We start from the raw sequence: 14038 nt of genomic DNA, 5'->3' as shown, positions 1-14038 counted from the left end.
AGTCATAAAATTCTTAGTACTTGTTTGCTTAGCTAATAGTAAGTATAATAATTATACCAGGTTTACTAACCTGAGTAAATATCATATAAAGGAGATTTTAACCATGGAAATGATGAAAGCAATAGCAGTGCGTAAATCTACTCGTAATTACAAAAGCGAGCAAATTAGTGATGATTCCTTAAATATTGTACTTAATGCAGGTTGTGCTGCACCTGTAGGAATGGGTGCTTATGATTCAGTTCATTTAACAGTAATTCAAAATTCTAGCTTACTAGATAAAATTACAAAAGCAACGGCAAATGCATTTGGCAGCCCAAATATGAAACCTTTTTATGGTGCTCCTACTTTAATTGTTGTTTCTGGTAAAGCAAATGATAAAGCACCTCACGTTGAAATAGCTAATGCTGCTTGTGTTATCGAAAATATGGCTCTTGCTGCTACTGATATTGGTTTAGGTAGTGTGTATTTATGGGCATTTTTGGCTTCATTTTCGAAAGAGAAAGAATTATTAAAAGAACTTAATTTACCAGAAGGCTTTGTACCCGTTTCTGGCATTGCATTAGGCTATCCCACAGAGCCACTGACCAAAGAAAAAGAATTAAAACAAACTATAAAAATCAATACTATAAAATAATACTTCAAATAAACAAAGTTCTAAGCATCAGGTAGAGTCAAAACTCCATCTGATGCCAAGAACCCTATTTATCTTAACCTCTATATTTTACTTACATAGATAAATTAGGTATAGTCCATACCTATAACTTGAAAATGCCCAAAGTTTAAACTGTTGATTTTCTTAAGGTAATTGATTTTTATACTCTTGGTTACTTATTCTCTCTATAGGATCAACATATGTTTCATCCTCATCCACATATTCTTCAACTATATTTTTTCTTCTATTAAATTTGTTAACTGATTGGTAACTGTCTTCCATATCAAATCCAACCTGATCATCATCCCCACGGTATCCTCTATTCCAAGTGTCCTTAAGAACATCCTCTTCTGGAGGTCTGTTATTCATTTCATCAGGTTTTGAATTATCCATACTTTGCTGGCAGTCAATACAGCGCTCTGCATATGGAAGAAATTCTAATCTATTTATATCTATTTCCTTACCACAGACTTCACATATGCCATAAGTACCTTCTTCTATTTTTTTTAGAGCATTGTCTACTTTTTCTATAACAATTTGTTCGTTTTTTTGAAAAGCCAGCCCTCTTTCCTTATCAAATATGTTGCTAGCGTTGTCTGCTGGGTGGTTATCATAAAAAGACAATTCCCTAGATAGTTCTGCATTGGATTTTATAGTTTCATTCTTTTCCATTTGTTCCAACAAATCAGAAGCTGCATCTCTTTCTGATTTCAATTTATCTTTAAACCTTTGTAATAACTTCTCATCCATAATTATTTACACCTCTCAATTATATTTCAGCATACATATATTTTAACTAAAAAAACGCCATTTATTCCATTACACCTATTTAGCTTTTTAATGCTTTTATAAATGCCAAATATATAATTTTTATGGATATCAATTAATCTATTTCAACAAGTTCATATTCTTTACTACCTAAACCTATTTTTTCCCCATAATCAAGAGTATATCTTCCCCTTTTAAATACAACTCTGCCACTATTTTTATCAAGAATATCAAGACAAGCCTTATCAATAGCTACAGGATCTGTTGAAGCAAAAACTCCAATATCCTTTGCTATTGGTTTCATATCATGCCCTTCGCAGTCACAATTTTTAGTTATATTAAAAGCAAAGGTTATGTAAATATGATTCTTACCTTTTGCTGCAGCATAAGCATATTCTGCAAGCCTTTCATTAAAAGATTTGGTCATAGATCCAAGCCAGCTGTGATAAATAGCTCCCTGTGGGCATATTGCCATACAAGAAGCACAACCAACACATTTGTCTTTATTGATCCTTGCCTTTCTGTTTACGATTATGGCATTTTGAGGACACTTTTTTGCACAAGCGCTACATCCCTTACATTTAAAGAAATTAATTTTAGGTACAGAATTTGCATGTTGGGCAAGTTTTCCTCCTCTTGATGCACATCCCATTCCAAGTTGTTTTATAGCACCTCCAAAACCAGCAAGTATATGACCTTTAAAGTGACTTAGGACAATAAGCTGTTTTTTGTTTGCGACTTCTTTTCCTACCTTACATTTGCTAAAATTCTTTTTATTAATTTCAACCTCCTCAAAATCTTCTCCGTGTTCACCATCAGCTATTATTATAGGGAGCTCAGTAAACCCATGATCTTTTGCAAGTTTCAAATGCTTTTCCCTTGTAGTTCTTTCACCTCTATAGAGAACATTCGTCTCTATAAATGCACTATCTATGTTATTTTCCTTTAAATAATTTATTATACCAGTAAAATTTTTCGATTGTATGAAAGTATTATTACCCTTTTCTCCAAAATGAACCTTAAGAGGTATGAATTTTTCAAGACTTATATGCTCCTCTTCCACTACTTTTTTTAAGAGTTTACCAGCAGCATCACTTATCTCTTCCGTTTTAGAGTATGAATTAATAGCCTTAAAATAAACTTTTTTCATAGAATAAACCTCCAGCAATAAATTAAATTTTTTATTCTACTAGAAATTATAGCATAACTTACCCAGTAAATGCCATAATTCAATTTTTGACTCTATAACTATTGACTTTGACATTATGGTAAAGTTTAAAATATAATTAATCACTTCGAAGGAAATAAATATTAGGAGGTTTTTATGTACACTATAGGACAATTTTCGAAAATTGGAAATGTTTCAACCAAAATGCTCAGACATTATGACAAAATTGGATTGATAAAACCAACTTTTGTTAATCCAGAAAATCAGTATAGATATTATGAAAAGCATCAAGTACAAGACATTCTAAAAATAAATAGACTTAAAAAATATAAATTTTCATTGGATGAAATAAAACAAATTATTAAGGATAAAAGTAACAGTACTTTAGAAAAATTCTTATCAAAGCAGATAAGTTTATTCGAAACTGAAATACAACAAAGCAACAATATTTTACTTCATCTTAAACATTCAATGGATCAATTACAGAAAGGTGAGGATATAATGAATTCTAAAAGAAGTTTCCATATTTTAATTGATACTTTAAAAGATACAACAGTTTTAAGCATAAGAGACACAATTTCAATGGACAATATAGGCAACTTAATAGGTAAAGTTTTTGAAAATATTTACAAAAGTGGTCTTTCACCCTTGGGAAACATAAGAACTATTTACTACGACCAGGATTTTGATCAAAATTCTGACAGTGACTTTGATCACAATAATGCAGATATAGAAGTTTGCATTCCAGTAAACAGACAGCTAAAAACAGATACTGTATCAACTAAAGTTTTAAAAGGCGGTCTATATGTACACACAACTTTTATAGGTCCTTATAGTGAAATCGGTGAAGCTTATGCTGAACTCCTTGACTGGATAAATAAAAATTCCTATAAAATAGCTGGACCTCCTCATGATGAATACATCAAAGGCCCTGATTCTAAATGCAGTCACAATGAATTTGTAACAGAAGTGTATTTCCCAATAAATAAAAAATAATACCTAAAAATATGATGTATAACTTAAATTATACATCATATTTTTCTTCTATCCTTCATTTTCTTCTTTTTTTCATACATTCTTTTGTCAGCTATTTTTAAAAGTTCATTAACATCATCTGAATCGTCTTTAAACTGAGAAAGCCCATAAGCAAAACTAATCTCTTTCTTGTCTCCATTTAAATTAAAAGGATAATCTTTAAATATCTTTGAAACCCTACTTATAATATTAATAACGCTATTCTTATCCTTATTTACAAATACTACTGCGAACTCATCTCCGCCAATTCTCGCAAAAATATCCTCTTCGCAAATTTCTTTTTTTAATATATTTGCAAATTTCACCAGAACTTCATCACCTACAATGTGACCATAGGTATCATTAATAACTTTAAGATTATTTAGGTCTATTATACATATAACAAAAATACTGCCTGAAAGTCTTGCTTTATTCAAAGTTTCATCCAACAACTTATTAAAATAGCTCCTGTTATACACTTTAGTTAAGCTATCGTATCTAGACATATATAAAATATTTTCTAACAATTGAGCATTTTTAAAAGCTATGGCAATATCATAGGACAAATACTTCAGCAGCTTTTTATCATCCTCATTGAAACTTTCTTTCTCATCTGTATTAAATATATCAATAAATCCCTTAACACATCCATCAATACATATACCACAAGTTAAAAGCTGATAAGGATCTTTTATAAATAATTTTTTCCATGAGTTATATTTATCTTTTTCATTAAACAGATTTTTTTCTAGGTTACTTATTACTATAGGATTACGTAATTCTTTAATATTCATATCGTGAACTTTATATTGGTACAAATTCTTCAATTTATATCCTATTTCTTTTATTTTATCAGGAAAATATCCTTTCGTAGCCTTATAAACTAATTCATCATCTTTCATAAATAAAATGCTTCCCATAGTGCCACTTGGAATTACGTCTAATGCCTTACAAAGTATCATTTCAAATAAACTATCAATTTCACAGGAAGACAACATGTGGCTGTTTATTTCCATAATAGCTTTTGTAGCATTATTCATCTGCTCCACTTTATATTTTTGTTTTTCTAACACATTATTAGCCTCCTGTAATTCCTTTGTGACTTGATTTACAAGATTAGTAAACACTTTAATTACACCAACGTCTTTTCCCTCAAAAAAGCTTTTTGAAGAGTTTTCATTTTCACTATTAGGCGTAGGTTCATTTTTATAAAAAGTTTGGTTGCCTTCAGATATTCCCAGTATTGTCATTGTTGTATTTAAAAGTTCATTTGAACGGTTAAAAGTAAAAAATTCACCATAAGTAAAAAATCCAAAAGTTGGGGCAATACTATTTACAGCAGATGTTTCAATGCCAATTTTATTTTGCATAAAATTTCTTCTCACTGAGCAAGAATAAATAAAAATTGCTTCAATATTTTTATTTTTTAACCTATGCGTCATTTCTAAGGCTTGAGATGTTATCATATTTACATTTCCATAACCAAACTGAACCTTATCATTAACTTTAACATCTCCAAGAAAACTCAAAGATCCATCATTATGGCATCCAAAAGCCACTCTTGCTACGTAGGTACCATTTCTCTTAATTATTAATGGAAATTCAGTTGCAGACATAGGCAAATCTTTGGCCACTTCATCTCCAAGATATTTTCTGTAAACATCAATTGCCTTAATATTATCTATTGTAAAAATTCTATTATTTAATGCTTTAGTAATAGTCATTAATTTTCCAATAGGTGACCACGAAAAACTACGTTCTGTTGTAACATTTAAACTTTTTCCAGTAAGTGAAGCTGCAGCCACACCATTTTCTGTAATGCCTTCCTTTGTAAATACAAAGGTTTTCTTTAAATATCCATTGTCACCAGCTTTGCCACCACAAACAATAAGCTTATTATTTGCTGATTCTATACCTTTAATAATCTCATACCCATTTGTGATCAATCCGTCACAAAATAATATAATGACTTTTGTATCATCTTCACTTAATTCTTTAACAATATTTACTCCTATCTTATACTCATTCTTATCACTTAAAAGCTTTGCTTTAATTCTTACTTTTTCAAAAATAGAAAACGATATTATTGTAGTTTTACTAAGCACGTTTCCTTCATATATTTCTCCAGCAGTTGTTGCACCTATAATTTCTGCTCTAGGCAACATGGATGTTATTTTATCTGTGAGGTCCTTAATAAATTTCATTTCTACTACTGCTGTAAAAATCTGAATCAAAATATTATCACTATTATTGATATTATTGCCGTAAATAAAATGCTGCATTTTTTCAAAATTCTCATATTTTAATTGATATTGTTTCACAGCACTACCCTCCTTATGGAAAAGGGCCAACTAACTTATTATCGCCTACTTTAAATCCATATAAAATATATACTATATATTTTTATTATACTAAATAATATATATAAATTATATATTCTCTTTAAAATATTTCTACATAATATTTTTCCATACAGCACTTACTGTGATATTATTTCCATTATATAATAATTTAACTTAACTTTCGCACATACGAAAGCTGAGTAATTTAATTTACTGTCTATAACATCTATTTTCCAAATCCACAATTAGGGAATGAACAAACATCACATGAAAGGCATAAGCCACCATGTCCGAGGCTTGCAAGGTCTTCTAGAGTTATCTTATCATCTGCCATAACTCTTGGAAGAACTAGATCAAAAATGGTACGTTTAGCATACATTACACAACCTGGCAATCCTAAAATTGGAATTGTGTTTTTATAATATGCTAGCAAGAACATTGCACCAGGAAGCACAGGAGCACCATAAGAAACAATTTTTGCACCTGTATCTTTTATTGCACTTGGTGTTGTATCATCAGGATCAACACTCATTCCACCTGTGCATATTATTAATTCTGCTCCCTCATTAATAAAGTCCTTGATAGCTTGAGTAATTTCATTTGGGTTATCATTTAAAATCTTTTGTCCTAAAACCTCCGTATCATATTCCGCAAGTTTTTCTCTGATAACTGGGCCAAAGGTATCCTTTATTCTTCCATAAAAGACTTCACTGCCTGTAGTTACAATACCTACTTTTTTATTTTTAAATGGCATAATTTTTATAAGTGGCTTATCCCCTGCAACTTCAACAGCCTTATCCATTTTCTCTTGTTCAATTACAAGAGGGATAATACGTGTACCCGCTAATTTATCCCCTTTTTTCACAGGAAAATTATTATGACGGGTAGCAATCATCATTTCTCCAAGTGAATTGACTTTACAAAGCCTTTCAATGTCAACTTTAAGTACACCATCTTCTTCAGCAATTAACTCAATTTTTCCTTCCTTAATTTCAGAAGGACACATATAGTCATTTTTACAAATATTATAAAGAATTTTTGCTGCTTCATTTTCGTGAAGCATGCCTTCTCGTTTTTCCCATATATAGAGGTTCTCTTTTCCTATTGATAATAGAACAGGAATATCTTCTTCAGTAACAATATGTCCCTTTTTAAATGCAACACCCTTTTTTACTCCTTTAATAATTTGTGTAATATCATGACAAAGTACATGACCTACAGCTTCTTTAGTTTTAATCTTTTTCATTGTAATTCAACTCCTCTCTAAATTACCTCTATTAATACCTCCATAGTTCCCCCACAAACCATTCCTTCAGATTCAGCAACATCTCCGGTCATATCTACATGCTCTATGAAAGAACTCCTTTCTCCTGCAGTTTTCCTCATCATTTCTCTTGCCTTTTGCAGCACAGAGGATTCACTGCATCCTCCACCTATAGTTCCAATGCTCATACCATCAGGATAAGTGATCATTTTGGCTCCTGCTTTTCTAGGAACTGATCCTTTAGAGGAGAGTATAGTTATACATGCTTTAGGTTTTGGTGATTTTTCAGATGCATTTTTTAGTACTTCTTTGTCAAATTCAGGAATAGCAAAATTTTTACCAAATTTGCTCATAGTTTCTTTATTTTTAAAATTTATAAGCTGTGCTATTATAGAAATAGCTATTTCATCTGGAGTAATAGCGTTTATATCTATGCCAATTGGAGCATTAACTAATTCCAACTTTTCTTTAGGGAATCCCTCTTCCAATAGCTCCTTTTTCATAGCAGTTACTCTACGCCTTGAGCCTATCATTCCAACGTAACTAAGATCATACTTTAAGACTTTACGTAAAACAACTCCATCATATCTATGACCTCTTGTTACAATAACTATATAATCAGATTTTTCCAAATTAATTAAATCGAAGGATTTCTCGAAGCTTTCACAAATGACTTTTTCTGCTTCAGGAAATCTTGGTTTATTTGCAAAGAAAGGCCTATCATCTATAACTGTAACAGAAAATCCCACTCTTGATGCAAATTCTGTCACGGGCTTTGCTATGTGTCCACCACCAAAAACAACTAGACGTGGTTTGGGAACAAATGGTTCAATTAAAACATTCTTATTTTCCCCTATCTCAACCATTTCAAGTTTGCCACTTTCTAAAGAACTGCATATTTTTTCATAAATATTATCATCAACTGGAAAGGATTTTTTTTCTATATCTTCTTTAGTTAGAATAACTTTCTTTATAATAGAACCTTCTTCTGTACTAAGTAAATCAATATAAGTTAATGTTACACATTGATGTCCCTTGTCTACTTCATTTACTAATTGTTTATATATGTCTTCAAACATTTTTTCACCTTCTATCTAAAAAAATTTTTAATAGCAAAATACGTTTACATCCCTTTGTAACTACATCTGCAATTCCCAATTTCAATTATATTCATACTGAGAATTACAGATGTCTTAATAATGGTGAAATATTTAATGTTATTGTTTATTACAAGCAATATGTATGCCACTGCCCAAAGTATCCAAATTAGGTAGTTTTTTTATGTCACTTATTATATTGTGTTCATTTTTAGATCAAAATAGTCAAAAAATAGTGTTCGTTTTTTGACTATTGATCGTTTTTTGAACGTACTTTAATTTTTTATATTTCTATAAATTTATCAAATATTTAACTTTCACAGTTTAAAAACATTGGGAAGAAAAGCTTCACAAGTTAAGAATTAATAATGAAAAGTTAATAGTGAAGATTGATTTTTAACTATCGCAAAAATCCACATTAACTATTAATTCTTCATTATTAACTATTAATTAAAATATACTTTCTCCCGCTGTAATGCATATGCCATGTATAGCCTAAAAATGCCTGGTTGACAATTGTACATCAATGCTTTATTATTAAAATGTTATATCAAAATAGGTCGAATTTAGTAGCAAAATACGTCGAAAAGGAGGTTATTACATGGATTTACAAAATATGATAGAGCATGAAGGTAAAATGAGAATTATACAAGAAACTGTTCCAGGTAAACAAATTACTCTTGCACATATAATTGCTGGTCCTGACAATATTATATATAAAAAGTTGGGGCTAAATCCTAATATTGATTATGGAAAAGCCGCTATTGGAATCATGACTATGACTCCTAGTGAAACTGCAATTATTGCGGCAGATATAGCTACTAAAACTGGCAACCTAGATTTAGGATTTGTAGACAGATTTAGTGGCACCTTAATTATAACAGGCGGAATTTCTGAAGTTGAGTCTGCTGTAAAATCAATTATTGACTATTGTAAGGAATTTCTTGGCTTTACAACATGTGAAATGACAAGAACGTAGGTGATCATACATGAAAAAATTAATTTTGTTTGGCAGAAGCGAATGCGGAAAAACTACTTTAACCCAAACTTTAAGAGGGCAAGAAATCTCTTACCACAAAACCCAATATATTAATAATTTTGATGTAATTATTGACACCCCAGGGGAATATGCAGAAAATAGATCGTTAGCAAGTGCTCTTGCTATATATTCTTATGAAGCAGATGTAGTAGGTCTGTTGCTTAGTGCTATAGAACCTTATTCCATATATCCCCCTAATATTAGACCTCTTGTAAACCGTGAAGTTATAGGTATAGTAACGCAAATAGACCGACCTAATGCTAATCCAGATCGAGCAGAGGAATGGTTAAAACTTGCTGGATGTAAAACAATTTTCCGCATAAGTTCTTATACAAAAAAAGGAGTATGGAAAATTTTAGATTATCTTCGGGAAGATGGAGACGTTTTACCCTGGGATAATGAGGATGATTTTATAGCTCAATTTACAGCTCAATAAAAAGTCATTTTCATAAATTTAAATGAACTCCCTTTCTATTTAATACATACACACACAAACATATTTTTGTTTTTTAAGTTCCTGAAGCTAAGATTTAGGGTTAAAAATGGACGGCTATTATTTTTAGCCGTCCATTTAATAAGGCATTTAAAAGAAAATAACAAGTCAAAGATGCGACGAATATTTTTTATCCGATGACTACCCACTCTAATGCTTACACTTTTCCAAGTGTGAGCAAAGAGTGGCTACGCCCCTGGATAACAATTTCTAAGCATCAGATGAAGTTTAAAACCTCATCTGATGCCAAGAACTTTGTTTATCAGACAAGGAGGCAGGTTCCGCAAATAGTGAATCCTATCTAAGGTTTCTACCGACGCAGTATGATAAAAAATAGGCTAGCATACTGACTAATTATTTCTTTGAAAATGCCTTATATCTTATAACCCCAAACCCTCTCTTTTACTTAATATATGTGCTTCAATATTATCAGCTGCCTCTTTGGGATTGTCTCCTAATGCAACTTTACCTCCTGTTAAATTCTCTACATCCTCAGTAAGAAGCTTTACAAGCTGTTCTGCACCTGTTAGAAATGGGGTCGGAGATAAATGTGTATATGCCCCATAGGCTACTGCAAATAAACCATCTATAGTAGCTTTTTGTTCCATCCACTCGGGGGCCGTTACTGCAATAGGAAGATCTGGTATATCTACATCAAGGTGATTAGCAAGTTCTGTAACAAGCATGGATATTCTTCCCGTATCTGTACAAGTTCCAAAGCTTAGAACTGGAGGAATCTTTAGCATATTGCATACTTCTTCTAATCCTTGGCCAGCCATGTTTATTGCATCTAGGTTGCACAGCCCTGCTACTTCAAGAGCATGATTGCCGCACCCACCAGCCACAACTAAAATATCCTTTTTAATCAATTCCTTTACCAGATTAACTGTATTCCAATCTTGAGGACCATTTCTTAGAGTTGAACAATTTGCCAAAGCCACAATTCCTTTAATCTTTCCTGCCTTAATAACATCAACAAGTGGATCAAGCTTATTTCCTAAAGCTTTTAAAACTGCTTCAGTAGAAAAACCTGCTATTGCTTTCTGTGTTATTTTAGGAACCTTTGGTGTAATGTTATCCTTTCTCTTTTTAAAATTTTCAATGGCCAAATCAATCAATTTGTCAGCCATTTCACCCACTTTTTCAGGATTATATGGAATCATATGATTTAATCCCGGAATACCTATAATAGTACTTACCCCTACTAAAGTTACCTGATACTTTTCAGCATAATGATCTATTGCAGGTGGAGAACAGTTTTCTTCCATTGCAAGAACATCAACTGTACCTGTAGCAAGAAGTGGTTCTATAGATAGCCAATCTCCCATTAAACCTACAAATACATCATCTACTTCAAATCTTTGTAATAGCTCCTGCCCTGTTTCAATTGACCCAACTATTCTAAGCCCTTTTGCACCAACTGCCTTTGCTCTTTCCTGTATCTGCTGCATCTTTGCCTTTTGAATGGTAGCAACACCAGCCCAAGGTTGATGTCCATTAAATACAATATTTATATACTCTGGATCCATAATTCCTAAGTCCACATTTACCTCATGGGGTGTAGGCGTGCCAAAAAGTATATCCTGTACCATTTCAAGTCCTATTTGTGCTGTATAAATAGTTGATAGGCCTAACCGCAGCGCTTTTTTAGCTAATGATACATAATCTCCATCAACATTTGTTAAGCAACTTGCTACTGCATTTTGCTCTTCGTGAACTACTCCTGAAGGATAAATTCCAAGATCTTTCCAAACTTTTTTTCTCTTCCTTGGTGAAAACACATCTACCATAACACTGGGTTCCTCTACATCTTTACCCATTTCAGCTTCCAAAAAGTTTGCCAGATCCACTGCCATTTTATTAGTATCTCCACTTGTATCAATTCCAACTTTCTGGCACATCCATTTGAGTTTATCCAAGTCTTTAATTGTAAATGGAGTCTTGCCTTCCCCAGTTTCTCTTAATGTTCTAAAGGCTTCATATGCATGATGGCTATATGTACCAGCTCCCATTATGTTTTTAAGTAACATATTTCGCATTGCCATAGCATCTGGGCCAATTCCACAAACACCTTTTTTCTGTTCTCCTTTAAGATTAATTCTGCAGGGGCCTTGAGAACACAATTGACAGCTCAATCCTTCTAGGCAAAACTTACATCTAATTTTTTCTTGAGAGGACCATCTGTCAAATACATTTGACATACCATCTTCTCTGATTCTTTTAAGCATTTCCTCTACAGAATCGTGATAGCTAACTCGCCCTTCTGTTCTTTCTCGTATAGTTTCATTTTTTTCTAGTGTAGTTTGACTCATATAAAGCTCCTCCTATTTTAATATTTTGTACTTTTTTAGATTATGCTGATGGATATTATACAATATTCCATATCTTATCTTTTATAGTTTTTCTAGTAAAAAGATATTTATACATAACAAAAACACCATCATGGGTAATAAGACTCATAATGGTGCTTGCATTATTTTATTTATTTACTTTCTAATTTTTCATCTTCAAATTCTTCTGCTTTCAGAGCACCCCGCTTGTTAATGCCAAAAGCAAAATAGCCGATAGTAACGATGACACAGAACACCGCACCAACAAGTAAAGACATCTGAGTATCAGAGTTAAAGCACATGCCAATTAGAACTAAGAAAAGATACCCTACTACAATATAGTTGGCGTATGGGAAAAGCTTTGATTTAAAAGGATGCCCTGCCATTTCGGATGCATGTTCTTTTCGAAATTTTATTTGACTAATGCATAAAACAATCCATGGAACCATGCCCGGAAGAACACTGGCACTATAGATATAAACAAATAATTTAGAATTTGGACAGATATAATTTAAAGCCACACAAGCAAGCAAACAAGCTAAAGTTACTTTAATAGCATTGGCTGGTACACCATCTTTGGTTACTTTACCAAGAAATTTAGGAGCCTGTCCGTTTTTTGACAAGGTATAAAGCATACGACCACAGCTATAAATTCCACTGTTGCAGCCAGACATTGCGGCTGTCAGTACTACAAAATTGACGATTCCAGCAGCAGCGGAAATCCCAATTTTAGCAAAAGTTAAAACGAATGGGCTGCCAAGAGCACTGATTTTATTCCATGGATAAATAGTTACAATTACAAATATAGCACCGATATAAAAAATCAATATACGCCAAATGATATTTTTCGTTGCTTTTCTTAATGTGTTTTTTGGGTCCTGCGCTTCTCCTGCTGTAATGCCGATAAGTTCTACGCCCTGATAAGATGCTGTTACCAAGCATAAGGCAAATAACCAACCTTTCCAACCGCCGGCAAAGAAGCCTCCATTTGCTGTAAGATTTGCTAAACCAATAGCTTGACCGTGGTTACCAAAACCAAAGAAAATCAATCCAAATCCGATTATAAGCATAGCTATAATCGTGACAATCTTAATTAAGGAAAACCAAAACTCAAATTCACCATAAAACTTAACTGAAGTCAGATTAGCAGCAGCAAGAATAGCCACACCGATTAAAGCTGGAATCCAGGCTGGTAAAGCTGGGAACCAATAATGCATATAAATACCTAAAGCAGTAACTTCCGACATACCAACAGCTATCCACATAAACCAATAACACCATGCTGTCATATATCCAGCCCAAGGACATATATATTTATTTGCATAATTTGCAAAAGAACCTGTCAATGGTTCAAGGTAAAGCATTTCTCCCATAATTCTCATAACTATATACATAGCAATGCCGGCTACTCCATAAGCCAACAGTACCGATGGCCCGGCCCATTTAATCGTACTAGCTGATCCCATGAATAAGCCTACGCCAATTGTGCCACCTAAAGCAATCAATTCAATATGACGAGCTTTTAGACCACGTGTTAATTCTTTTTCTTCCACTTGAAATATCCCCCTTCAAAAATGTCTACTAATAGATTAGTCCTTTTTTAATAACACTTGTTTATTATTCTACAAACAATATTTTATCATAGTTTTATGCTTTTTTTTAATTTGTCACAATTTTTTTTAATTTGTCAAAATTCTATAATTTCTATATTCTACCACTTACTATGCTATTACAATATGTATATTTCCATCTCCAAGGCTTACAGAAATGTGACACATATATATGGCTTTAGATGCCTAAAGTTGCCTTATCAAGTCATGGCGTTTCTGTTATAAGAGCAGTTTACTTCGTTAATAATTTATTGCCTGAGT

At 32.4% G+C, this 14038-nt stretch carries 11 protein-coding genes; 4 read left to right on the top strand and 7 right to left on the bottom strand.

Annotated features, from left to right (window positions below):
* Positions 1 to 103: 103 nt before the first annotated feature.
* Positions 104 to 634, top strand: a complete 531-nt coding sequence (locus CLJU_RS08845; protein WP_013238455.1) for a nitroreductase family protein — start codon at positions 104 to 106, stop codon at positions 632 to 634.
* A gap of 162 nt (positions 635 to 796) precedes the next feature.
* Here CLJU_RS08845 and CLJU_RS08840 read toward each other — a convergent pair whose 3' ends face one another.
* A complete protein-coding gene (locus CLJU_RS08840) occupies positions 797 to 1402 on the bottom strand; it encodes a TraR/DksA C4-type zinc finger protein (protein ID WP_013238454.1) in 606 nt (201 codons plus the stop codon).
* A 133-nt stretch (positions 1403 to 1535) separates the two neighbouring features.
* Positions 1536 to 2570: a DUF362 domain-containing protein gene (locus tag CLJU_RS08835; RefSeq protein ID WP_013238453.1), complete on the bottom strand. Its 1035-nt coding sequence runs from the start codon at positions 2568 to 2570 to the stop codon at positions 1536 to 1538.
* A gap of 174 nt (positions 2571 to 2744) precedes the next feature.
* Here CLJU_RS08835 and CLJU_RS08830 point away from each other — a divergent pair, with 174 nt between their 5' ends.
* Positions 2745 to 3584 (top strand): MerR family transcriptional regulator, encoded by an 840-nt coding sequence (locus CLJU_RS08830; RefSeq protein WP_013238452.1) that lies wholly within the window; start codon positions 2745 to 2747, stop codon positions 3582 to 3584.
* A 35-nt stretch (positions 3585 to 3619) separates the two neighbouring features.
* On the opposite strand, the gene CLJU_RS08825 is transcribed toward CLJU_RS08830, so the two are convergent.
* From CLJU_RS08825 to CLJU_RS08815, 3 genes are all read right to left on the bottom strand, one after another.
* Complete coding sequence (locus tag CLJU_RS08825) at positions 3620 to 5923, bottom strand: sensor domain-containing diguanylate cyclase (protein WP_013238451.1); 2304 nt, start codon at positions 5921 to 5923, stop codon at positions 3620 to 3622.
* Positions 5924 to 6170: 247 nt separating this feature from the next.
* Complete coding sequence (locus tag CLJU_RS08820; protein ID WP_013238450.1) at positions 6171 to 7190, bottom strand: molybdopterin-binding protein; 1020 nt, start codon at positions 7188 to 7190, stop codon at positions 6171 to 6173.
* A gap of 17 nt (positions 7191 to 7207) precedes the next feature.
* The gene (locus CLJU_RS08815; protein WP_013238449.1) at positions 7208 to 8287 is read right to left on the bottom strand and encodes an XdhC family protein; all 1080 of its coding nucleotides are present in this window, start codon (positions 8285 to 8287) and stop codon (positions 7208 to 7210) included.
* Between the two features lie 619 nt (positions 8288 to 8906).
* On the opposite strand from CLJU_RS08815, the gene CLJU_RS08810 reads away from it, so the two are divergent.
* Together CLJU_RS08810 and CLJU_RS08805 are read left to right on the top strand one after the other, a co-directional pair.
* Positions 8907 to 9284, top strand: a complete 378-nt coding sequence (locus tag CLJU_RS08810; RefSeq protein ID WP_013238448.1) for a BMC domain-containing protein — start codon at positions 8907 to 8909, stop codon at positions 9282 to 9284.
* A gap of 10 nt (positions 9285 to 9294) precedes the next feature.
* Positions 9295 to 9780 (top strand): EutP/PduV family microcompartment system protein, encoded by a 486-nt coding sequence (locus CLJU_RS08805; RefSeq protein WP_013238447.1) that lies wholly within the window; start codon positions 9295 to 9297, stop codon positions 9778 to 9780.
* A gap of 437 nt (positions 9781 to 10217) precedes the next feature.
* Here the strand turns inward: CLJU_RS08805 and cooS are convergent, their stop codons facing one another.
* Together cooS and CLJU_RS08795 are read right to left on the bottom strand one after the other, a co-directional pair.
* Positions 10218 to 12149 (bottom strand): anaerobic carbon-monoxide dehydrogenase catalytic subunit, encoded by a 1932-nt coding sequence (cooS, locus tag CLJU_RS08800; protein WP_013238446.1) that lies wholly within the window; start codon positions 12147 to 12149, stop codon positions 10218 to 10220.
* Positions 12150 to 12319: 170 nt separating this feature from the next.
* Entirely contained in the window at positions 12320 to 13720 is a 1401-nt protein-coding gene (locus tag CLJU_RS08795) for an amino acid permease (protein ID WP_013238445.1), read from the bottom strand.
* Between the last annotated feature and the right edge of the window lie 318 nt (positions 13721 to 14038).

This window comes from Clostridium ljungdahlii DSM 13528, from assembly GCF_000143685.1.
Classification (GTDB): domain Bacteria; phylum Bacillota; class Clostridia; order Clostridiales; family Clostridiaceae; genus Clostridium_B; species Clostridium_B ljungdahlii.
The sequence above is the reverse complement of the archived record's forward strand: the minus strand, read 5'-3'. Positions and strand labels throughout refer to the sequence as shown.